The organism is Aliivibrio friggae, assembly GCF_057368515.1.
Genome location: NZ_CM170648.1, coordinates 1,226,682 through 1,250,734 on the forward strand (window position 1 = coordinate 1,226,682; position 24,053 = coordinate 1,250,734).

19 protein-coding genes are annotated in these 24,053 nt (G+C 38.8%); 16 read left to right on the forward strand and 3 right to left on the reverse strand.

The genetic code is table 11. The features are described 5' to 3' along the window. Positions 1-2: 2 nt before the first annotated feature. The 3 genes from AC2INI_RS05770 to AC2INI_RS05780 all read left to right on the forward strand — a co-directional run bounded on the left by AC2INI_RS05770 (position 3) and on the right by AC2INI_RS05780 (position 2,985). Entirely contained in the window at positions 3-686 is a 684-nt protein-coding gene (locus AC2INI_RS05770; protein ID WP_486305564.1) for an ABC transporter ATP-binding protein, read from the forward strand. A 131-nt stretch (positions 687-817) separates the two neighbouring features. After that, on the forward strand, positions 818-1,723 hold the full coding sequence (locus AC2INI_RS05775) for a DnaJ C-terminal domain-containing protein (protein WP_122035131.1): 906 nt from the start codon (positions 818-820) through the stop codon (positions 1,721-1,723). Positions 1,724-1,788: 65 nt separating this feature from the next. Further along, positions 1,789-2,985, forward strand: a complete 1,197-nt coding sequence (locus AC2INI_RS05780) for a hypothetical protein (protein ID WP_486305565.1) — start codon at positions 1,789-1,791, stop codon at positions 2,983-2,985. Here AC2INI_RS05780 and AC2INI_RS05785 read toward each other — a convergent pair. Further along, on the reverse strand, positions 2,982-3,836 hold the full coding sequence (locus tag AC2INI_RS05785) for an SIS domain-containing protein (RefSeq protein WP_486305566.1): 855 nt from the start codon (positions 3,834-3,836) through the stop codon (positions 2,982-2,984). The genes AC2INI_RS05780 and AC2INI_RS05785 overlap by 4 nt on opposite strands. 261 nt (positions 3,837-4,097) lie before the next feature. Between AC2INI_RS05785 and murQ the strand changes: the two genes are divergently transcribed. The 5 genes from murQ to AC2INI_RS05810 all read left to right on the forward strand — a co-directional run bounded on the left by murQ (position 4,098) and on the right by AC2INI_RS05810 (position 8,946). Further along, positions 4,098-5,000, forward strand: a complete 903-nt coding sequence (murQ, locus tag AC2INI_RS05790; protein WP_486305700.1) for an N-acetylmuramic acid 6-phosphate etherase — start codon at positions 4,098-4,100, stop codon at positions 4,998-5,000. 63 nt (positions 5,001-5,063) lie between these two features. Beyond that, entirely contained in the window at positions 5,064-6,515 is a 1,452-nt protein-coding gene (gene murP / locus AC2INI_RS05795; RefSeq protein WP_486305567.1) for a PTS N-acetylmuramic acid transporter subunit IIBC, read from the forward strand. 153 nt (positions 6,516-6,668) lie between these two features. Next, the gene (locus AC2INI_RS05800; RefSeq protein WP_122035123.1) at positions 6,669-7,208 is read left to right on the forward strand and encodes a YaeQ family protein; all 540 of its coding nucleotides are present in this window, start codon (positions 6,669-6,671) and stop codon (positions 7,206-7,208) included. Between the two features lie 111 nt (positions 7,209-7,319). Beyond that, positions 7,320-8,033, forward strand: coding sequence for a sulfite exporter TauE/SafE family protein (locus AC2INI_RS05805; protein ID WP_122036121.1), 714 nt, complete (start codon positions 7,320-7,322; stop codon positions 8,031-8,033). A 121-nt stretch (positions 8,034-8,154) separates the two neighbouring features. Beyond that, on the forward strand, positions 8,155-8,946 hold the full coding sequence (locus AC2INI_RS05810; protein WP_486305568.1) for an arylamine N-acetyltransferase family protein: 792 nt from the start codon (positions 8,155-8,157) through the stop codon (positions 8,944-8,946). A gap of 173 nt (positions 8,947-9,119) precedes the next feature. On the opposite strand, the gene AC2INI_RS05815 is transcribed toward AC2INI_RS05810, so the two are convergent. After that, positions 9,120-11,072, reverse strand: a complete 1,953-nt coding sequence (locus AC2INI_RS05815) for a BCCT family transporter (protein WP_122035119.1) — start codon at positions 11,070-11,072, stop codon at positions 9,120-9,122. Between the two features lie 449 nt (positions 11,073-11,521). Between AC2INI_RS05815 and AC2INI_RS05820 the strand changes: the two genes are divergently transcribed. Next, on the forward strand, positions 11,522-13,558 hold the full coding sequence (locus AC2INI_RS05820; protein WP_486305569.1) for a prolyl oligopeptidase family serine peptidase: 2,037 nt from the start codon (positions 11,522-11,524) through the stop codon (positions 13,556-13,558). Positions 13,559-13,689: 131 nt separating this feature from the next. Here AC2INI_RS05820 and AC2INI_RS05825 read toward each other — a convergent pair whose 3' ends face one another. Beyond that, positions 13,690-15,177 carry an oligopeptide:H+ symporter gene (locus AC2INI_RS05825; RefSeq protein ID WP_486305570.1) on the reverse strand — a complete coding sequence of 496 codons (1,488 nt, stop codon included), beginning with the start codon at positions 15,175-15,177 and terminating at the stop codon, positions 13,690-13,692. Positions 15,178-15,631: 454 nt separating this feature from the next. Here AC2INI_RS05825 and rsgA point away from each other — a divergent pair, with 454 nt between their 5' ends. The 7 genes from rsgA (at position 15,632) to AC2INI_RS05860 (ending at position 24,052) form a co-directional block, all read left to right on the forward strand. Further along, positions 15,632-16,678 (forward strand): ribosome small subunit-dependent GTPase A, encoded by a 1,047-nt coding sequence (gene rsgA / locus AC2INI_RS05830; protein WP_486305571.1) that lies wholly within the window; start codon positions 15,632-15,634, stop codon positions 16,676-16,678. 316 nt (positions 16,679-16,994) lie between these two features. Then, positions 16,995-18,599: a BCCT family transporter gene (locus tag AC2INI_RS05835; protein ID WP_486305572.1), complete on the forward strand. Its 1,605-nt coding sequence runs from the start codon at positions 16,995-16,997 to the stop codon at positions 18,597-18,599. Between the two features lie 214 nt (positions 18,600-18,813). Beyond that, a complete protein-coding gene (locus tag AC2INI_RS05840; RefSeq protein ID WP_486305573.1) occupies positions 18,814-20,793 on the forward strand; it encodes an S-type pyocin domain-containing protein in 1,980 nt (659 codons plus the stop codon). A gap of 1 nt (position 20,794) precedes the next feature. After that, positions 20,795-21,064: a bacteriocin immunity protein gene (locus AC2INI_RS05845; RefSeq protein ID WP_486305574.1), complete on the forward strand. Its 270-nt coding sequence runs from the start codon at positions 20,795-20,797 to the stop codon at positions 21,062-21,064. A gap of 267 nt (positions 21,065-21,331) precedes the next feature. Next, on the forward strand, positions 21,332-22,288 hold the full coding sequence (locus AC2INI_RS05850) for a ComEC/Rec2 family competence protein (protein WP_486305575.1): 957 nt from the start codon (positions 21,332-21,334) through the stop codon (positions 22,286-22,288). Continuing rightward, entirely contained in the window at positions 22,288-23,607 is a 1,320-nt protein-coding gene (locus tag AC2INI_RS05855; protein ID WP_486305576.1) for a trypsin-like peptidase domain-containing protein, read from the forward strand. Before AC2INI_RS05850 ends, AC2INI_RS05855 begins: the two co-directional genes overlap by 1 nt. Next, positions 23,600-24,052 (forward strand): hypothetical protein, encoded by a 453-nt coding sequence (locus tag AC2INI_RS05860; RefSeq protein WP_486305577.1) that lies wholly within the window; start codon positions 23,600-23,602, stop codon positions 24,050-24,052. The genes AC2INI_RS05855 and AC2INI_RS05860 overlap by 8 nt, the downstream gene beginning before the upstream one ends. Position 24,053 lies beyond the last annotated feature (1 nt).

Sequence of the window (24,053 nt, forward strand, 5' to 3'; positions counted from 1 at the left end):
GTATGACGATAAAAATTGAGCAGTTATGCAAAACCTATAACCCGGAGTCGGATTTCCCTGTTCATGCGGTTGATCACCTTGATTTGATGATTGAACAAGGGGAGTTTGTGGCCGTGATTGGTCCATCTGGCTCAGGGAAAACGACGCTGTTAAATATGCTTGGCGGAATAGACAGCGTTACCTCAGGAAAAGTGAGTATTGATGGAAATGAGCTGACGCAGTTGGATGAAAAGAAGTTGATAGAGTTTCGTCGTGACAATATAGGATTCATCTTTCAAGACTACAGTTTATTACCGGTATTGACTGCATTAGAGAATGTGGAGTTTGTCATGCAGTTACAGGGTCACGCTGAGGGTGAGTGTAAACAAAGAGCGCAAGACTTACTGAAAAAAGTGGGCTTAGAAGATCAGCAACATAAAAGACCCGCTCAACTCTCTGGGGGGCAGCAACAACGAGTTGCAGTTGCACGAGCGCTTGCCCCAAGACCACGCTTTATTATGGCCGATGAACCAACGGCAAACCTAGATGCTAAAAGCACCGCAGAGCTGCTTGATATAATGGAAAGCTTGAATAAAGAAGAGGGGACGACGTTCATTTTCTCAACTCATGATTCAAGGGTCTTTAATCGAGCGAAGCGGGTTATTGTATTTGAAGATGGGCAACTGAAAGAAGATAAACAACAATAACTGCCGCATTTTGTGAGATAGATCTTGACCTTAATCTGATAGGACATAAACTCCTTTGATTAGATTTATTCAAAGAAAGGCATAAGCGATTCCGTTTTATGTCTGTTTCTATTCATTGACGAGGTTAAGTCATGTCTAAACGTGATTATTATGAAGTCCTTGGTGTCTCCAAAAGCAGCACAGAAAAAGAGATCAAAAAAGCATACAAACGTCTTGCGATGAAATACCACCCAGATAAGAACCCGGGTGATGCGCAAGCTGCAGACAAATTTAAAGAGATAAAAGAAGCGTACGAAATTCTAACTGATGCCGATAAACGCGGCCAGTATGATGACTATGGTCACGCAGCATTCCAAAATGGTGGCATGGGTGGAGGCGGTGGCTTTGGTGGCGGTCATAGCCAAGGTTACGGCGGATTTGAAGATATTTTCGGTGGCGCATTTGGTGGTCGTTCACGTGGTGGTTTTGGCGGCGGCGGCGGTTTTGAAGATATGTTCTCTCAACAGCGTCAACCACGCCCACAAAAAGGTCAAGATCGTCAGTTTAGCTTAACGGTTGAATTTGCTGAAGCGATTAACGGCTGTGAGCAAGTGATTGAACTGCCAGTGAATGGCGTGAATAAGAAAATCAACGTTAAAGTACCTGCAGGTATTGAAGACGGTGAAAAAATTCGTTTCGCAGGTAAAGGCGAAGCGGGCGCATACGGTGGCCCAGCAGGTGACTTATTAATTCAAATTCATGTTCGTGCACATACACACTTAAAACGTGAAGGTAATGATTTAATTTGTCCAGTAACGACTGATTTTGTGACAGCAGCACTGGGTGGTGAGGTTGAAATTCAAACCTTAGAAAGCCGCTTTAAATTAAAAGTGCCAGCAGGGACTCAAAATGGTCGTAAATTCCGCATGAAAGAAAAAGGCGTGAAGAGCCGTAAAGGTGCGACGGGCGATCTAATGGTTGTCATTACTGTGGCAACACCGACGAATCTGACTGAAGAGCAGAAAGAACTGTTGATAAAGTTCAAGGAACTGTCGTAACCTAATCATTATCAAGCAGACATAATACTTATCTAGAATAGGTATCACTAAGAGGGCATGAACTGATGAAGAAAGTATTCACAAGGTTTGTGCCTTTTTTATTGTTCAGTAGCCTATCGAGCTATGCTCAAATCCCAGGCTTAACCCCAGAGAAAAGTTGGGATTTAAACGGTTATGTAAAATACATGGCAACCAGTACCATCCCTAATTCTGGCGAGACTATTTTTGATAATATCGTCCATCAACGTTTTAATTTTGAATACCGATTTAATGATCAGTTACGAGTGAATTTGGGTATGCGTAATCGTCTGTTATTTGGTGATAGCGCAGAGTACTCAAGTTATGGTGATTTCATCTCTTATGATCCCGGCTACGTTGATTTATCTAAAAATTGGATAGATAAAAAGGGCGTGGTGGGGAATTCTCAATTTGATCGCGCCTACCTCAATTGGAATAAAGATGATTGGCAATTTAAAGCAGGACGCTTTCGTATTAATTGGGGAATGACCACCGTATGGAACCCAAACGATATCTTCAACTCATACTCGATTTATGATTTTGATTATGAAGAGCGCCCAGGAACCGATGCGATAATGGTAAGTAAAAAACTCGGTTTCGCGAGTTCCATTGACTTGGTCTTTAATCCCAATTCTGACAGTGAGTTAGACAGCTATGCAGCGCGATATCTGTTTAATAAACAGGGATGGGACATGCAGGTTCTGCTAGGTAAATCCCAGTTAGATTATGTGGTAGGTGCAGGCTTTGCAGGGGATATTTATGGCGCTGGGTTGCGTGGTGAGTTCAGTTGGTTTGAACCGACACAAGATAGCTATCAATCACAAAATAGCACTCAACAAGAAGAGTTAATCGCATCAAGTGTCTCAAGCGTTGAGATGGATTATCGCTTTGATGGAACTCAAAACTGGGTGATTCAAGGCTCTCTCATGCATATCTCAGAGCCTCAAGATGCCGATAATGCAATGGCATACTTAAATTTACCACTCAGTGCCAGAACCCTTAGCTTTACCCATTGGACATGGTATTCAAGCTTAGGTGTGGATTTATCGCCATTATCAAGACTTACCTTTATGAACAGTTATTACGATGATAGATCTTTCTTTGTTGGTGTTAATCAGACCTACTCATTGGCCGATGATTGGCAATTAATTGGTGTTGTGCAATATTTTGATGGGGCGAGCGACAGCGTGTTTGGCGAAAACCCAAGCACCTTGCTATACGCTCAAATCAAATGGAGTTTTTAGCGCACTTTATCAATAGAAGATGAAATATCATTAATCAACAGTTTTGCCGTATCACTTCGTGATTGAAACAAGGTCATAAATATCAAATCAGTAACGACATTCTGCGCGGTTCTAGATGAGATAGACGAACTACGAAACTGCCGTTCATCAGCAATGGTATCAATACAATAACTTGCAATTTTTCTTAATGGGTTTTTCTTTGTTGAAGTTAAGGCAATAACGGTAGCGCCTTTCTCTAATGCAGTTTGTGCTGCGACTAATATTTCCTTTCGATTGCCTGAATAAGAGATCACTATCTGGATATCTCCAACCGAGAGCGTATTCGCTGTGGCTATTTGAACATGGCTGTCTTGCTCTGATAGTGCAATCATGCCAAGTTTAAGCAGTTTAAAAGCCAGATCTTTTGCGGTTAATGCTGAGCCACCAATCCCCACAATTTGAATTCGATTCGCTCTGTTTAATAATGAAATAATGGTTTCAAATTCGCTGTAATCAATTGCATTAGTCGTTGCAATGAGCGCGTGATGTTTTTCTTGAATCAATTTTTGCGCCATGGTTTGAGAAGAGTCATCACTGTGGATTTTATTATGGATAGGGCGTTCAGGCTCTAGAATCGCTTGTTTTCTTCCAAGGTCTTCAATGATCGCCAACTTAAAAGCCGTGAACCCTTTAAAACCTAATCGTTGAGTTAGCTTAACTATGCTTGATTGCGATACGCCCACTTTGCTGGCCAATTCTTGACTGGAATATGATCCAATTGAAGAGGGGGCCTCAAGTATGAAATCTAAAATTTTGATCCCATTGGTTGATAAGCTGCTTCTTTGTTTTTGTATTTTTTCTAAAATGCTCATAGTTCCTATCTTTTTTTGAATTAATTATTCCAAATCTTTTTCTATTATTCTTTGTGGTTTAATTCTTTTTAAGTGATTGTAATTTAACTAGATAATTTGCATGTTCTCTCTGGTTTTTCTTATTGTTATTTTTGTTTATTCCATCTATTTTGAGAGTTTAGAATAACTTTTGTTGTGATTTTGGTCACTAAATGGAATTTTTTATTCTTTATGATGGCAACCATTGAAATTGAGAATTTATCTTTTGAAGAGAACCTAATAATGAAAATTGACTTAACTACATTAGTAACAGAAAGCCGTAATCAAGCCAGTGAAAAAATCGATGTATTATCAACGGTTGAAATGCTGACAGTGATTAATCAAGAAGATCAAAAAGTCGCTTTAGCTGTTGAAGCCATTCTTCCTCAAATCGCAGAAGTGGTCGATGCCATTGCAATCGCATTTCAATCAGGTGGACGCTTAATCTATACCGGTGCAGGCACATCAGGTCGTTTAGGTATTTTAGATGCAAGTGAATGTCCTCCGACTTATGGTTCTAACCCTGATTTAGTGGTTGGTCTAATTGCTGGTGGCCATAGAGCGATTCTAAAAGCAGTAGAGAACGCAGAAGATAATCGTGAACTAGGCGCTTCAGATCTACAAGATTTAGGCCTCAATGAGAAAGACGTATTAGTTGGTATTGCAGCGAGTGGTCGTACTCCTTATGTTCTTGGTGCGATGGAATACGCAAAATCAGTGGGTGCAACAGTTGCGACGTTAAGCTGCAACCCAAACAGCCCAATGGCAGAGCTTGCCGATATTAATATGACACCAGTCGTAGGCCCTGAAGTGGTTACAGGCTCTTCTCGTATGAAAGCAGGAACGGCTCAAAAGTTAGTGCTGAATATGCTAACGACAGGGGCGATGATCCGTACGGGTAAAGTATTTGGCAACTTAATGGTTGACGTAGAAGCAACCAACGCAAAATTAGTACAACGCCAAAAGAACATTGTAATAGAAGCAACAGGCTGCCAAGAAACAGAAGCGACTGAGGCTCTATCTCAATGTGATAATCACTGTAAAACAGCCATTTTAATGGTTTTGTCTGGGTTAGATGCAAAAAGCGCGAAAGCAAAGTTAGCAAAACATAATGGCTTTATTCGCAACGCGCTTTCAGATCAATAATGGCTAAGCGATAACAAGGCCATAAGTGGCCTTTATACTGAGAAAATTGAAAGGGAACAGGACATGGCTAAAATAACCACTTCCATGATTCAAGAAATACTCTCTGCAATTGGTGGCAAAAATAATGTCATTAAATGCGGAAACTGCATGACTCGTTTACGTTTAACATTACACAATGATGATCTTGCAGACAGAGATACAATTAAGCGCATTGCAGGCGTGATGGGATTAGTAGAAAGTGACGATCAATTTCAAATCGTTTTAGGTCCGGGTAAAGCACAAACCGCCGCTGAAATGATGAATGAGATGATGGAAGGTGACGAAGAGTCAACGCCAGTAACCTCAGAAAATCGAGATTTAAAAGATGTAGCTTCTGAACATAAGCAGAAACTGAAAAAGAAACAGACCAGTGCGACACAGCGATTTTTAAGTAAATTCGCGACCATTTTTACACCGTTAATTCCAGGATTTATTGCTGCTGGTTTGTTATTAGGTTTTGCAACATTATTGGACCAAGTTTACGTGATGGGTAATGAGTCACCAAATGCTAATTTGGTTGATTTGATTCTCTACATGAAGGTCTTTAGTAAAGGTCTGTTTAGCTTTTTAAGTATTTTAATTGGTTACAACGCACAACAAGCTTTTGGTGGTTCAGGTGTAAACGGTGCGATTTTAGCCTCTCTATTTGTTCTTGGTTATAACCCGGAAGCCACCTCTGGCATTTACTCAGGCATGACGGATTTCTTTGGTCATGGTATTGACCCTAGAGGCAATATTATTGGGGTATTGATTGCTGCGATAGTTGGTGCGGCTGTTGAGAAAAAAGTACGTCAATACATGCCAGATAACCTAGACATGATTTTAACCTCAGTGGTTACGCTGCTTATCATGGGTGCAGTTACCTTTGTGGTTATCATGCCTATTGGTGGTGTGTTATTCCAAGGTATGTCTTGGTTATTCATTAACTTAAATGGTAATCCATTTGGTAGTGCTATTCTGGCTGGTTTATTCCTAATATCGGTAATGTTTGGTATTCACCAAGGCTTTGTTCCTGTGTATTTTGCACTAATGGATGCTCAAGGGTTTAATTCACTATTCCCAATCCTAGCAATGGCAGGTGCAGGGCAAGTCGGTGCGGCATTAGCGCTTTATTCAAAAGCAGGTAAAGACGCACTATTACGTACACAAGTTAAAGGCGCTATTATTCCTGGGTTCTTAGGAATAGGTGAGCCGCTTATTTATGGCGTAACATTACCAAGAGTAAAACCATTTATTACTGCGTGTGTGGGCGGGGCAACTGGTGGCTTCTTTATTGGGCTTGTTTCGTATATGGGGCTACCTGTTGGCTTAAACACTGTATTTGGTCCATCAGGTATTGTGGCATTGCCGCTTATGACATCTAGTTCAGGTATCTTTGCTGGTATGTTGGTATTCGCCGCAGGTTTGGTTATTTCATACGTAGCTGGTTTTGTTGCAACGTGGTTTTTTGGAATAAAGAACGTTGATTTAAGCTAAACTTAGTATTAGAAAAATAAAGAATTAATAAGTACTTTCCCCTATAAGTACGCAAAGGCCTCACAGGTACCACTGTGAGGCCTTTTTTTATGCCTAGCTAACCAACAAGAATCGCGTACAATGCCCTCAATTCTCAAATAGTTAGGAAAGCCAGTGGCTATCAAACCAACCATCTACAAATTTCGTGTCGCATTAACAGACATGAATCGTGATCATTATGATTCAGTAAGCTTAACCATCGCTCAGCATCCATCAGAAAGTGAAGAGCGTATGATGGCTCGTGTATTGGCATTTTGTTTGAATGCAGAAGAGCGCCTAACGTTTACGAAAGGGTTGTCTGCGATTGATGAGCCTGATATTTGGGTTCGTGAATATGATGATACGATCTCTCTTTGGATTGATGCAGGTGAACCTGATCCTGAGCGCATGAAGAAAGCATCACGTCAGTCAAAAGTAACTAAAGTGTACAGCTTCAATTCAAAATCTGAAGTGTGGTGGAAACAGAACGAAAGCAAATATAAACAATATCCTGTTGATGTGGTTCGCTTTGACTCTGAGCAAATTCACTCATTTTCTGCATTATTAGAAAGAACGATGGAAATGTCAGTGATGATCACGGGTGATTCTGCGTTTATTTCAACAGAGAAAGGCGACTGTGAAGTGACGTGGGAAACTCTGCAATCGGTTGAATAATAATGAAAGGGTAAAGAGTGTAATACTGCTATTTCCTTTCTAAAATCTAGTTCATAATGCTTTCTGTTTTATATTAATAATCAGAAGGCATTTTTTATGGAACTACCACTGATGGATCTTGGTTTACTCTTCGCAATGATCCTGATTTTTATTGGCTCATTTGTGCAAAGCGCCATTGGTTTTGGCTTAGCCATTGTTACTGCTCCACTATTATTTTTAATCTCGCCAAATTATGTGCCGGGCCCAATCGTAATTGTCGGTTTATTCTTATCCATAATTAATGCCTATAAATACAAAGCGAATGTCTCTTTTCGCGGCTTAGGCTATGCCTTTTTAGGTCGAATTCCCGGTTCTGTATTTGGTGGTTTACTGCTTTATTATGTAGATGCAAAACTGCTGTCTCTTTGGATTGGCGTGGTTGTATTACTTGCTGTTGCGATTAGCTTGCTTCCATTTCGTATCGAACCAAATAACTCAAGAATGACGATTGCGGGTTTCTTCTCTGGCCTATTCGGGACCAGTTCAGGTATTGGTGGACCTCCAATGGCTCTGTTATTACAGCATCAAGAAGCAAATTTAATTCGTGCTAATTTATCAGCGTTCTTTGTGGTGAGTAGCTTTATATCTCTAGTGGTACAAGTTCCAGCTGGATACATGAGCTTGAATCATTTATATCTTACGTTGCCATTGCTCCCTGCTTCGGTTATCGGTTATCTGGTCGCTATGAAAGTAGTGGATAGAATTGACAAAGGAACAATAAGAAAGGTTTCTTTGGTAATGTGCTCAGTATCAGGTGTGGCAGCGATTGTGTTAGGAATGAGGTAATTTGCTGTAAGGGGACTCTTAAATTTATTTGAAATAAAGCTTTACCTCAACTTAACTTTAGGTATTAAGCTGTGTTTTTAAGTTCGACAGATAATTTTAAGATTAGAAACAAGGGTATGAAATGAATCAAGAAATGTTAACTCATTATTTTAATCGAATTGGTTTACCTAAAGAGACGGCAGTAACGATTGAAAACTTAAAAGCGATACATCGTGCTCAGCATAGAACTATCCCATTTGAGAACTTTGATATTGTAAATGGAGAGTCAATTCAACTGTCTGAAGAGGTTATTTATAACAAACTTGTGAATAAGAACCGAGGTGGGTATTGTCATGAGTTAAACGGGTTACTTTTTAATGTATTAAAGACCTTAGGCTTTGAAGGCCGAACATTATTAGGAAGAGTTCATTTATCGCCAGAACCAACAGGGCGTGGGCACCGTGTAACACTAATAACGATAAATAGTCAGCAATGGTTAGTAGATGCCGGCTTTGGTACCTTTACACCAAGAGAGCCATTACCTATAGAGTTTGATAAAGAGCTGAAGACGGATCTTCAAACCTTTCGTTTTCTTCGTGATAAACATTATGGTGTTTTACTGCAGATTAAAGAATCAGGTGAATGGTTGAGTATATACAGTTTTGATATGGGCTATGTATGTCAGGGCGATTTAGAGTATGCAAATCACTTTTCCTCGACTCATTCAGATTCTGTTTTTACTTCTGGTGCGATAGCTGCGTTATCGACGGAGGAGGGAATTAATACTTTGTCGAACCAACAGTTAAAAATTAAGAAAAATGGGGTAACGCAACAAATTACGTTAAGGGATGAAGCTTCATATTTTAAGGCATTAAAAGACTACGTTGGGTTAGAGCCTAACTTGCCTTATCAAAAAATTGAACAGTATTTCTAACATTTTATTTATTCGTTATAACCTCGTTATTTTTTAATCATGTCCTTGGTTTAAAACGGCAAAAATAAGATCGAATAAGCAAAAAAAACCGCTTTAAATTTAGCGGTTTTTTTGTATTTAGTTTTAGGACTAATGTCTGCATATTCAGTGCAGACATTAACCACAAAGGTAGATTAGCTTGGCGTATTTAATCTTGTTTTAATCGCCAATTTAACATCTTCATTCGCTTGCAAAGTTTCGTCTTCAACCTTTTGACGCATTAGTGCATCAAAAGAAACACGCGCTTCTTGAGCAAGATCAGACGCTGCTAATTTCGCTTCTTTCGCTTTGGTTGAATCATCCGTTAGCTGACGAAGTTGCTCAATAATTTCATCAGGCGCATCGCCTAAATCAACGCTTGATTCACCACGTGCTAATGCTTCTTTACGTAATTGTTTTTTTAGCATCCAAATAGCATCGTTCGCTTCACGCTCAAGATCGGCTGCTTCAATTGCGTTATCACGTAGTTGCTCAAAGCGAGCCAATGCTTGGCCTTCTTTGCTCCAAGGATCAACATCTGGTAGATCAGAAATGTTGATCACAGGATCCACGTAATCATCTTGGTGTGATAAGTCTAGCATTGCCGCTTTAACACCAGATATCATTAACATAACTGCGATAACCAATAGTGGTAAACCACCAACAATTGCCGCTGTTTGTAATGTTGCCAAGCCGCCCATAAACATCAACGCCGATGGCATAAATGATAGAGTGAAAGCCCAGAACAGGCGGTTCCAACGCATTGGATCTTCAGTTACGTTAGTTTGAACTACTGACGCTAAAATATAAGAGATAGAGTCAAACGTTGTCGCGGTGAAAATCACACATAACAAGGTAAACAAAGCAATAACGAAAGTACTAAACGGCAGTGTTTCTAAAGTAGCGAAGATGGCACGAGTAGCGCCCTCGGAATTCAGAATTCCTACCACATCTAACTCACCCGATAACTGCAGTGATAAACCGTAGTTACCTAGAATGATGAAGTACATTGAACAGCCTAGAGAGCCGAAGAACACCGCCCCAGATACCATTTGCTTAATTGTTCTACCGCGTGAAATACGAGCTACGAATAGACCCATACTTGGTGCAAATACTAGCCACCACGCCCAGTAGAAAATAGTCCAATCTTGTGGGAAGTGAGTATCTTCAAAAGGACCCATGCCACCAAAAGGTTCAGCCCAAGTTGCCATTACAAAGAAGTTAGACAGCATACGACCGATTGAATCTAGACCTGTTTCCAACATAAAGATTGTTGGACCACAAACCAATACAAACAGCAATAAACCTAACGCACCCCAGAAGTTAATGTTACTTAAAATCTTAATGCCTTTGTCCATGCCCATGTACGATGAGTAAGCAAAGATAGCGGTACAAACCATAAGTACAGCAATTTGGCTGCCAGTTGATGCCGGAATACCAAATAAGTAGCTAATACCTTCGTTAATCAGTGGTGCTGCTAAGCCTAAGGTTGTAGCCGCGCCGCCTAATAAACCAAAGATAAACAGTACATCAATGACTTTACCTAACTTACCAAAACTGTTTGCTTCACCAATAACAGGCATAAGTGCAGCAGAGACTTTTAGTACAGGTTGTTTACGCACATAGAAGAAGTAAGCGATTGGAATTGCAGGGATCATATAGATACACCAAGCAATTGGACCCCAATGGAACAGGCCATAAGTCGCAGCCCAACGGATTGCTTCTTCACTGCCAGCTTCTAGTTGAAACGGTGGGTTTTGGTAGTAGTATGCCCATTCAATAGTACCCCAGTACAAAATACTTGCACCGATGCCACCACAAAATAGCATTGCCGCCCAAGACGCTAATGCAAATTCAGGTTTTTCATCTGGGTCACCAAGTTTGATCTGACCGATATCAGAAAAAACGATGTAGATCATGAAGAAAAATGCTGCCAAACCTAGACCTAAATAAGCAAAGCCTAGTTTGTCGGTCATAAATGTTTTAGCAACAGCTATCCACGCAGCCCCTTCTTCTGGAAATACCAGTAAAGGAATTACAACAGCACAAAGCAATAATATTGCGCCGAAAAAAGTGGGTTTATCGATAAGCTCGAAGTGTTTTTTCATTTTTATTGTCCGTAATAAAAACAGAGTCAATGTTAAGTTCGCGCACCAACAACTCCCCGTACTGAGGGGATCAGACGGGTTTAACTTAAAATTAATAGAGTATAAATAGTGTATGCGGACGGTTTTTTGTGAGTAATATAGCGCTCGAAAATTGTCCAAATCACGATTGATGTGGATTCGAGATAAAATAGTGCTAATTCTTCAATCTGTCGACAAACTTACTTCTTTATTTTATAAAAAGTGTGACACATGTATCATAAAATATTAATCCCCAAAACAAGCTGATTAATAAACATTCTAAAGTGTTCAAAAGCCTTAAATACATCATCATAGACAGAGCCGTAGCGCGCGTCGTATCAATAACTAGGCTTAAATCATCAAACAGTTGCATTCCTATTTTTAATGAGCGTATTCTACGAACAGACAATTAATTATAAATAGGATGTATCATGATCTATCCTTTCACAAAACAAGACTCAACACTTGACCACTACTTTTCTCATACCATTGCTGACCCATATCGTTGGCTAGAAGATGATAGAAGCAAAGAAACAGAAGCGTGGGTAAATAAACAAAATGACGTCACCTTTGATTATCTTTCTCATGTCGATTTTCGTGATGATATTCGCGCTTTAATTGCAAAAGGTCAGGATTACCAAAAAACCTCACAGCCATTCAAGCGTGGTGATTACACTTACTTCTATCAAAATGACGGCTTACAAAATCAAAGTGTGTTGTATCGCTCAAAAGAGGGCGGAGAAATTGACGTTTTTCTTGATCCAAATACCTTCAGTGAAGAGGGAACCACTTCGTTAGGTGCGGTTAGCTTTTCTAAAGATATGTCATTAGTGGCTTATTCAATTTCAGAAGCGGGCAGTGATTGGCGCAAAATCTTCGTATTAAATACAGAAACCAAAGAGCAGATCGAAGCACCTATTATTGATGCGAAATTTACCGACATCTCATGGTTAGGCTCAAAAGGCTTTTACTACTCAAGTTATGACAAGCCAACAGGCAGTGAACTATCAGCAAGAACCGAGCAGCATAAACTCTATTTTCATGAGATAGGTAAACCGCAAGCAGACGATGTTGTGGTGTTTGGTGCCACAGAAGAAGAGAAGCATCGTTATGTCAGTGGCTATACAACAGAAGACGATGCATATTTGGTTATATCAGCCGCGACCTCGACCTCTGGTAATAAGCTTTATCTTGAGCGTTTAAGTTGTGAGAACCCAACTCGAATTACCGTATTAGATCATACTGATTCAGATACTTACGTTATTGAGAATGAAGACACTCGTCTATTAATGTACACCAACCTAAATGCACCAAACGGTAAGATCGTTTCTTATAACGCAGTCACCTGTGATTGGATGGACGTTATCCCAGAGCAACCACAGCCTCTTGAAATCAGCGTTGGTGGTGGCACCTTATTTGCGCATTACATGATGGATGTTTTAAGCAAAATTAAACAATATGATTTTTCAGGTAACTTGCTGCGTGATATTGAGTTACCGGGAGAAGGGCAAGTGACGGGATTATCGGGTAAGAAAGATCAAACGGATCTATTTTTCACCTTTACCAACTACGTCACCCCACCAACGATTTACCAATTTGATGTCAAAACAGGTCATACCGAGTTGTATTTAGCCTCTGCATCGCCTTTTGATTCTGAAAAGTTTGAGTCGAAACAAGTGTTCTATACCTCAAAAGATGGCACTCAAGTTCCAATGATCATTTCTTACCGTAAAGGATTGGAGTTAAATGGCACCAATCCCACCATTCTTTACGGCTACGGGGGCTTTAACGTCAGCCTAACACCAAGCTTTAGTGGCGTAATGGCAAGTTGGTTGGAGTTAGGTGGTGTTTATGCTATTCCCAATATTCGCGGTGGCGGTGAGTATGGAAAAGAATGGCACAATGCAGGAACACAGCAGAAAAAACAAAACGTATTTGATGATTTTATTTCAGCCGCGGAATACTTAATCGACACGGGTTACACTGACTCATCACATTTGGCAATTCGTGGTGGCTCAAATGGTGGTTTATTGGTTGGCGCATGTATGACTCAACGACCTGAGTTATTTAAAGTTGCTCTGCCAGCTGTCGGTGTATTAGACATGCTTCGTTACCACACTTTTACCTCTGGTGAGGGCTGGGCTTACGATTTTGGTACATCAGAACAAAGTGAAGAGATGTTTGAGTATTTACTCAATTACTCGCCAGTGCATAACGTGAAAGAGGGCGTTGAATACCCTGCAACATTAGTGACCACTGCTGATCATGATGACCGCGTCGTTCCTGCACATTCTTATAAGTTCATTGCCGAGCTACAAGCCAAGCAATCCGGTGACAATCCTGTGTTAATTCGTATTGATGTAAACGCAGGTCATGGTGCTGGTATGCCAATTTCAAAATCAATGGATTTAATGGCAGATGTATATGCCTTTACGTTAAGTAATATGAAGGTGGATCCGTTTAAGTGATTTGAATATTTATTAGTAATAATCGAATTGCAGTAAATAGGAATCAGCAATAAAAAGCAGAATGAGCATCACGCTTCATTCTGCTTTTTTTATTAAATAACTTATCTATTAAGTCATTGAGCGAATACTAATTAATGCTGCTCGACCAGTTCAATTTCTTCAGGCTGTGAACTTGTCATCATACGATTAAGTTTTGGTGCTGTAATTGCCATTACGATAGCAACCGCTAGAGTCACAAAACCGATATTTTGGAACAGCTCAGTATAGACAGGTAGGGTATCTAGAGGATCAGTAAGATGCTCAGGTGTCGCACTGAATGTAGCAATGTAACCACCAATGATGAACGAAGCCGCTTGAGTTAAGAACCATGCACCCATAGTGAAACCCATTAAACGTTGCGGAACTAAGCTTGCTACCATTGCAAGGCCAAGACCACTGATCATCAACTCACCTAAGCTTTGGAATAAGTAAACCAGAACCATCCACCAAACCGAAACCATACCGGCTTGGTCAGCAAACCAATTACCAGCGGCAGCAACAAATAAGAAACCAAAGGCACACATAAACATACCAACAGTAAATTTACCTGGCATAGATAAGTCTTTATTTTGGTTACCGTAGTAGGTGTATAAGTAAGCCAAGATAGGGCTACAGAATACCACCCAGAATGGATTTAACGCTTGTAAGCTAACAGGGTTAATATCAATACCGAACAATTCAGTATGAACGTTATTAATCGCAAAGAAGTTTAGTGACGTTGGCATTTGTGCGTATAGCACGTAGAAAATAATCGCTTGTAGCATAAGAATGAAAGCCACAATCATTTTGTTACGTTGTTCGCCTGTCTCTTTAAAGGTTTCTTTTAAAAAGAAGCCAACTACACCAACACCAATGACACCTAGTGCTAGGTTTGCCATCATAATATTTTGCAGTAACCATGCACACACTAGAGTCGATGCAACAGTGCCGATTAAAACGATTAAGGCTTTGGTTTTATTTAGCGGCAGGGTATCAGGTTCAGAACCAATGCCTTGTACTGTGCTACGTAATGCAAAGTAGCTAAATAAACTGGCAACAAGACCTAGACCACAGATTAGAAAGGCATATTCATAGCCATAATTATTCGCAATAACAGGGCTTAGAGAAAGCGAAACTAAAGAGCCAATGTTGATTGACATATAGTAAAGGGTAAATGCGCCATCTAAGCGGGAATCACCTTTTTCATAACACTTTGCTAATAGGCTTGATGGGTTTGCTTTAAATAAGCCATTACCAACCGCGATAGCACCTAGAGCCAAATAAATAAAGTTAGGATTTAAAATTGAAAATCCCATTAAAAAATAGCCGAGAGCAAGAACGACAGCACCAAAAACCATGGTGCGCTTAGTACCTAGAACATAATCACCGACGTAGCCACCGACAGAGACAAGACCATAAACTAAAGCAGCAAATGCACCAAAGGTAACAAAAGAGTCTTGCATGCTGAAACCGAGTTTATCTACAAAATAGACGGCGAGTATCCCTTGAAGTCCGTAGTAACCAAACCGCTCCCATAGTTCAATGAAAAATATCATTTTAAATGGCTTTGGTTGGTTTAATATACTTGTTTTATTATCCATATTAGTTATTTCACCTAGCTGTTTGTAATTGTGCTGGCATTAAAAACTAATTTTATAAATTAAAACGTGATATTTGTTTGCTTTGAAATTTTTCTCTGTGATTCATGTCGCATTAGATTAAATGCTCTAATAATTAACCATTAGTAATATTTGAGTTAATAGTTCAATTAAGTATCTGTTAGGTTATCTAAGTTGCTGAAAGGTTAGTAGTTGATGTTTCTTATGTGATTTTGTTCTGTTTTAGTGCGATAAAATAAATTAGGTTTGCTAATCAATAATGAATATTTTTCTAACGCGCATAAAGAGTGAGCACTTGGTGTATAAGGCTTTTGCTATCGGGAGTGAGGTAGTTAGATATTGGTTAAGTTACTTATAAACTGTCGCTTTTGTTCAATCTTTGCTGATAAGGTTTCTTTATGATGAGTACAACTACTTAGATATGAGAGCACAGCCAATGAGCAGCCAAATTTCAACACTTCAACAACTTGGTTGGAAACCTTTTTTCCAACAACAATTGAGCTTAGAAGACCTAACTGATTTTAATATAGGTCGCGTGATTGAACAGCATCGTGATCGTATCGTAGTGATGTCGGATCAAGGTCAACAAAGTCTCACTTTTACGGTAAATGACGAAAAAATATGTGTTGGTGATTGGTTGTTATTTGATGAGCAGCTCAGAGTGCATAGAAGTTTAGATCGTCAATCCCTATTTGAACGTAAAGCGCCGGGTTCTAAGGTAACGACTCAGTTGATCGCATCGAATATTGATAGTGTCATGATTGTCTCTTCCCTAAATAATGATTTTAGTCTGAGTCGAATTGAGCGTTATCTTACTTTGGCCCGAGAGGCGATGGTTGAGCCTGTGATTATTTTAACTAAGGCCGACCTATGTGAAGATGCCGATGTTAAGCGAGAGCAAGTGCAGAAATTAGATCCAATGCTAGAGGTTCACACGCTTAATGCGCTCGATAGTCAAAGTATTCAACAGCTTGGAATACACTGTCGTAATGGCAAAACGATTGCATTTTTGGGCTCATCGGGCGTAGGTAAATCAACCCTAGTCAATGGCTTACTGGGTTTTGAGTCTCAACAAACGGGAGGGATTCGTGAAGATGATAGTAAAGGACGTCACACCACAACGCATCGAGCCCTAAAAATATTGCCAAGTGGTGGTGTTTTAATGGACACCCCTGGGATGCGAGAGCTACAACTTGGCAGCAGTGAACATGGTATCAGCGAAACATTTTCTGAGATCGCAGAGCTTGCTGAGCAATGTCGTTTTTCAGATTGCTCACACGGTAATGAGCCTGGTTGCGCCGTTCAACGGGCAATTAAAAATGGAGACTTGGCAGAAAGACGTTTGCATAGCTTTCAAAAATTACTTAGAGAACAAGCCCAAAACGGAGCAACACTAGCAGAGAAACGCTCTAAAGATAAGGCTCTGGGTAAGCTAATTAACCATACTCAGAGTGTATCTAAGCGATTAAAGAAAGGATATTGATCTCGAAAGGTGGTCGAATTTAATACTTCAAATATCGCATGCTTCTATATTTTTATACGCGATAAATTGGGCTCCTTAATTCATACAATGGTAGGGGAGCCAGTCTCTGAAAAACCTACAGAGTCACTCTAATCACCAATAACTACTCATTTTGTGTTATAATTCGCCGCTTGGGGTTGAGAAAAAGAGCAATTAATCACCTATAGTGGTGATTTTTATCATGTTTATTTACATGGTCCCGCTACTCAATCAAATAGTAATTGGATAAGGAGTTGTCCTTGTATTCGTTAATTCGGATATCTGAACATTATCATTTATGGGTTTTAAATCAGAAAAGTACAGTATTGAATCGACAGATTATGAAGTCGGTCAAGATAACATTAGTAAATGGGGCATGGATGTCCATAACACAGTTTTTATAGCCTCAGTCGGCTTATCTCTTCTCTTCATTATCACACTTCTCGCATTACCACCTGCAGACGCAAAAGCCGCCATTGATTCTCTTAAAGGCTCTGTATTATCAAATTTTGACTTCCTCTTTATGTGGGGAGCTAACATATTATTAATTTTAGCCATTATTATCGCGTTTTCACCTTTGGGTAAAATTCGTTTAGGTGGTGAAAGTGCAAAACCAGATTACTCCAAAGCCTCTTGGATCTCGATGCTATTTGCCGCAGGTATGGGTATTGGGCTTATTTTCTGGGGTGTTGCAGAGCCTACGGCGTTCTTTACCAACTGGTTTGGAACCCCGCTTAATGTAGAACCTTTTACAGAAGCAGGTCGTGAATTAGCATTAGGTGCAACTGTCTTCCACTGGGGCTTACATGCGTGGGCTATCTATGGCATGACAGCACTTTGCCTTGCTTATTTTGTTTATAACAAAGGGCTACCATTATCAATGCGCTCGGTGTTTTATCCACTATTAGGGGATCGAGTTTGGGGTAAAACCGGTGATGTGATTGATATCTTAACCGTGTTAGTTACCTTATTTGGTCTTGCAACGTCTCTTGGTTTAGGCGGCTCACAAGCGGCGAGTGGTATTAGCCATGTTTTCGGAATGGAAAATAATATCTATCTTCAACAGGCTATTATCGTATTGATTATGGGCTTAGCTATTATCTCTGTTCTACGTGGTATGGATGGGGGCGTTAAGTTTCTGAGTAACCTAAATATGGTTATTGCCTTTATCTTCCTTGGTCTGATTGCTGTGTTGAACTTCACAACCGTATTGGATTCATTAGTTACCGCATTGACAGGGTATGTGAAGAACATTGTTCCACTAAGCCAAAGTTCTGGCCGTGAAGACACCACTTGGTTGCATGGTTGGACTGTGTTCTATTGGGCATGGTGGGTTGCGTATGCACCTTTCTTTGGTATGTTCGTAGCGCGTATCTCTAGAGGTCGTACTGTTCGTGAATTCCTTCTTTGTGTAATGCTTATTCCGACTATGGTAACAACGGCTTGGATGTCTATCTTTGGCGGAGTGGCTATTCAACAAGTGATCGATAAAGTTGGATTGTTGGGTACTCAACAAGGTATTAGCGATGTTTCTCTAAGCTTGTTCCACATGCTAGATGCTTATCCGTTCGGAGATATTTTATCTTTCATTGCGGTAGCATTGATCATCGTTTTCTTTGTGACAACGTTGGACTCAGGCTCTATCGTTATTGATGGCATGACAGCTGGTGGTAAATTAGAAGTACCAGTTAAACAGAAAGTAGTTTGGGCTGTTATCTCTGGTGCTATCGCTATGATTATGTTGTGGATTGGTGGTACTGAATCTATTCAATCGTTGCAATCAATTACCATTATTGCAGCAATGCCGTTTACCATTATTCTGTTGTTAGGCAGTGCAAGTCTACTTAAAGGGCTATTGACGGAAGTTGATAAGCCAAAGGTAGCCACTAAGCGAGTTAACTAATTAGGTTAGTTTGTAGCTAGATTAAGAGCTAAAGTAAAAGTTAGACCTACAATAAAACTCGCTGGTACTTTGTGCTAGGGAGTTTTTTTATGTCCGGATATCATTAATACAATCTAACTGGTATTTTGGTTACTTTATCTATTGGGTTCAGTAAAAACGCATTTGAGTTTTCATTTATCATTACAGATGAGGTTTAAGTAATGATAGGGATTACATGGAAAAGAAAACGACAAAATTTATAAATGCTTATTTTCCATGGAATGAAGAGCTGGCAAAAGAAACGAAGCCTGATGCTCCTCATTATGAACCAGTTACAGATCCGCAAGCTAAAGCCGCTGCTTTTGAATACTCAATTGAAATCGCTTGCTCTCAAGATGAATTGAATACTTATCAAGTTGGTGTTTTTTCTTTAGGTAAAACTAAGGAAGAAGCAAACATACCTTCATGGAATAAAACTCAAACCGACGAAGGTTTTACACGACTAACCACTAGCGTAAATATTGATGAACCGAAAAAACTGTCTCGTGAATTTTTTGGTTTAAGTGGTGAGGCAATATCATTTGATGATGTAAAGCCAGTGAAAGCAGGATCTGGAAGTCATACTGAATCTTTTGTTCCTATTAAGCCTGCTGTTCAAGTAGGGGAGCGTTTAGGGTGGCCAACGGAAGGTTATTTTTATCATTTTATTGATGATGTATTAAGTTATGAATATAAATTAAAAGGCTCAGGAAAATGGGCGTTTCAAGTTACTTGCTCAACGAAAGAAGCTCTCACTGATGAGTTAGTATCGGCTCATGATTATGCTTTCATTTTACTGCCTTGGAAAATCAATAATACAGTGATTGCACGTCAGCATTTACTTTATCTTCCGCAAAAAATGTCTTCTGAGCAATTTAAAGATATTGATTCAAATTGGCTTGATACACACGCTTGTTTGCTTGATGTTAATGCTATCGTCCAAAGCAAACACGAAAACAAGTTAGTTCATGAGCAAGAAGACGAGACGCTTCCTGCAGTAAAAATTCAAAATATTGGACAATCAATAAGCTTTGCTAATACTTGTACATCGGCATCTACTCCACAGCTTCGTCATAATGTAAAAGCTGCGATTAATGATAATGCGATACCGCAACAAACGCCGATATTGAATGTATGTAAGATAGATCCAATGGCTAAAGCTACAGAGTTTGGTGACATGGCGGTTCTTGCCTTGCCTGCATCAAGCGCCACTGGCGGTAGTTTATTAGGCACGCTAAGCAGTAATGTCAGTAAACCTATGGGGAGTTGGATTTTATCTGATGCAGCAGTTAGCGGCATGGCTCGTTTAGGTGGTGGTCTTATTACTGCATTATGGCCGTCACAGTTAGGGGATGGTTCGCTTGATGGCAGTCTTCAATTTGATACCTCAGATGCAATAAATACAACCGTTCGTTTTAATTTATACAAAGATGAAAATGGGGTTGAACAAGTCGTTGGTATACATTCTGGTGATGGGTATGCTTATGGTGAAAGAGTAAAAAAGAAAGTTGCTGATCGAGATGGTGATAAGTTCGTTATTGATCTTGAAGAGGGTATTACACTAACGTGGGTACCCGATGGTGAAGAGTATAAGCTAGACCCAAGCACAGAGCGTCCAGAGTATGACGGCTTAGATGTCCATGATGTATGGGTAAGGCCAATAGAAGAGCATGAACAAGAATTAGGGACGGTACTTTACCCAGAAGATGAATTAGTTGAGTATATCGTTACATTTCCTGCTGATGCAGGTTTACCACCGTTATATTTGGTGTTTAAAAAGACTGCCCGTGATGAATCAGGCGTTGTTACAGGAAAAGGGGAAGATATTACGGGCATTTGGCTAGCTAATGCAGGTAAAGATTTAGGCGCTCCGATCCCGTCACAAATTGCAGATAAATTGCGAGGTCAAGAATTTAGTAATTTTGATGCGTTCAGGAGGAAGTTTTGGATTGAGGTATCTCAAGATTTAGCTTTAACATCGCAATTTTCATCACAAAACCAAAGAATGATGAGAAAAGGGCGAGCTCCATTTGCTTTGCCTTCAGATCATGTAGGGAAGAGAGGTCGATTTGAAATTCACCATAAACAAGAAATTCAATATGGTGGAGCAGTGATGGATGTTGATAATTTAAGTATTTTAACACCTAAAAGACATATAGATATTCATAGGACATAATATGCAGTTATTGAAAAATAATTTGAGTGATTATACTGAAGATGAATTTCTTTCATTTTTAGAAGCCTTCTGGAATGGGGAAGGAACTGAAGATGAAGAAGATGAGTTTATATATAAATTTAATCAAATAGTGAAACATCCAGATAAAAGTGGATTAATAACTCATCCTAAATTACCTGAGAATGATTCGCCTAACGGGGTTATCTCTGAAATTAAAACGTGGTATGCGGATCAAGGCCTTCCATGCTTTAAAAATAACAATTCGAAATAATTCCTATAAAGTGACTTTAGAAGGGGTCACTTTATTTCATCATCTATATTCAGTCAAAGCTCTCTAACTACGTTAGTATGATTTGGTTGGTTCTTGATGTAACATGCTGTATATACTAATTTAGTCGCTATCCAGTTCCAATACCTTTTGACTACTATGATGACTACTTAGTGTTCTAGACCTCAAACTCTTGTCATTATATTAACTACGATATATGCAACTGTGATAAATTATTGATAGATATTTTATTACAGTTGCACAATAATTATGATTGGAAACATAGAACTTACAACACTCACGGATTCAAATGCAGACTCTTTCCTCCTAAAACTGTTGGGGACGTCGGGGCATAAACATATTTTAATCGATGGTGGTTTTAAAGGAGATGGCAGGAAAGCATTAAAGTTAATTGAGAAGATACATGAAGAGGGTGGCAAAATTGACTTAGTCATATTAACGCACGTCGATAAGGATCATGTTAATGGTCTTTTAGCGCTATTTGAAAGTGATAGCGTTAACAGTCAGAGTATTGGCAAAGTTGTCTTTAATGTGCCTCACAGTGAAGCAGAAATAAAGGTAATTAAAGAAAAGAGTACTCAGTGCGGCTATCAAGAAGGTAACACTCTTCTTGGATTGATCATAAATAAAGGTATAGAGCTCGTTCAAGTGTATCAAGGCTGTAAGCTTGAGATCGATGAGAATATAGTTATAGATATTCTGTCTCCAACTAAAGAGGCATTGGAAGCTAATCATGATAATTGGCGAGAAACTAACATCGGCCATGATGAAGATGAAGAGTACGATAAAGATGTGCTAATTACTAAGAAGTACAAGGAAGACGATAAGCCACAGAACTTATCCAGTATTGTCTGTTTGATAACTTGTGATGAACAGAAAATGTTGTTTTGTGGGGACAGTGTTCCTAGCCAAATACTAAGTGCTGACATCGAATGTACACCAGTTTCACTATTCAAGATTCCGCATCATGGGAGCAAGTACAATATTTCGAAAGAACTGTTGGATAAATTTCCTACGGTTAAGTATCTAATACCTGGAAATAGAAGTTCATATCCAAATTATTATACTGTTGCTCTAATAGAGGAAAAATCAAAGAATTCCGAAGTTTTAGTACCGAAAGGTTCATGGGTTCATAGTAAACGTCGAAATAAAGAGATCGAACTGAATTTCTTGGAATATGAGTTTGGGACAAAGGTTAAATTATAATGGTTGATGTTGGATGTTTACACTCTGCATTAGTTAAGGTGAAGTCTAAGTTAACTGGAAGCGGTGTGTGGATTAGCTTAGGATTTGCCGAGCATTCCTATGTACTTACGGCAGAGCATAATATTGATAGTCATGATTTTGAGGTTTTCGATAGTACAGGTAGAAAGCTCGATTCAAGTTATGTTTGCAAATTGGATGGATTGGATATATCAATTCTAAAAATTAATGAAAGGTGCACAAATAAAGTTGAACTGTGTCTAGAAGATTCTGCCAGAATAGATAAAGACTCTAGCTGCTGGATATTAGGCTATCCTAAATCATTGGTTAAAACCTCTGATTTTAAAGCTATTGAACATGAAGGAACTATCCTGATTGATAATGAGAATATTTTCTTTAGGATTGACGAGAGCCTTCCTAATTATTCTGATAGAGATAATGTTGAAGGCTTCTCTGGGGGGCCTGTATTTCAGGTTTCAAGGAACGTAATATATTTGAAAGCTATTATTACTGATAGCTTTGACGACAATTTTTCATATCAAAGAATATACGGTGTAAGATCAAAGGATATATACACAGGACTACCTAAAGACATAGTTAGTGAATTATATAATAAGGAGTGCATAGAAGGAATAGTTGATAAATCTTGTAAAGTTCTAGATGAAAAAATAATTGAATATATTATTAATGGTAACTTTCTAGATAAATTAAATTGTATAGATTTAAATAGATTGGAAAGTTGCGAGTATTTTTATCTTCCTGACGATAAAGACAAAAGCACACAACATGTATCTTTATTAAGAAACGAAGAATCTCTTAAGTCATATATACATTCAAGAATTATCTCAATGGTTATGGATGAGACATTGTCAAATATCAGCTTCAATCCGACTAAATTTGAAAGCAATAAATTATTCACTATACATGTAACGGATTTTACTGAAACACATCAGTTGATTGCTAAATTAATAAAGCAAGAGAATAGTCTTGACTATTCAAATGCAATTATAATGATAATGTACTCTACAGATGACAATGATCTAAGTTATGTAAAGAAAAAAAGAATATCCAAAGTTATTGCTGACTTTGCGGATGGTAGAGAACCTGAACTATATCACGATTCCATTCCAATCAATGAAAAGATGAAATTAAAAAGTTTCCTTGAAACTCGAAAGATTGCAGGTATGAAGTTCTCAATTATAAACATAAAATTCTTAGTAAAAATGATCGTAGAAAAAGTAAAGAATGAGCTATATGGTGAGTGTTATAATCAGCAAGAGCTTCAAAGAGAAGTTATAGAGGTTGTAAAATATTATGAATAGTATCAATTGTGAAGATTTACAGTTTGATGATATGCCTTCCGCTGTGAAATTTACTTCAGAAAACGAGATCAAAATTTTCTCAGATGAGGGGGATTTGATTCTTTGTTATATGGATTCATCAGAAGGTATAAAGAAAAATTGGAATAACATAACAACTAGAACAGCACTTGATTTTCAATCTAATCTTGTGGACCAAGTAATATCAAGAAATCTACTACTTGTTTTTTGCTCTAGTGAAGAAATTGATATTGATACAAAAAAAGAAATACAATCTGACACATATTGTTGTAGGAAGATAGCTAGAAGTAATGTTGAAAATTTAGATAGTAGTATAAAGGAATTGATTTTCTATGGAATGGAGAAAAAAGAAAAAATAAATAAGAGTTCCCTAAAAGAAATAATAGAAAAAAAACACCCTGAAGTATTTCAATTGATGGCTATGTAGT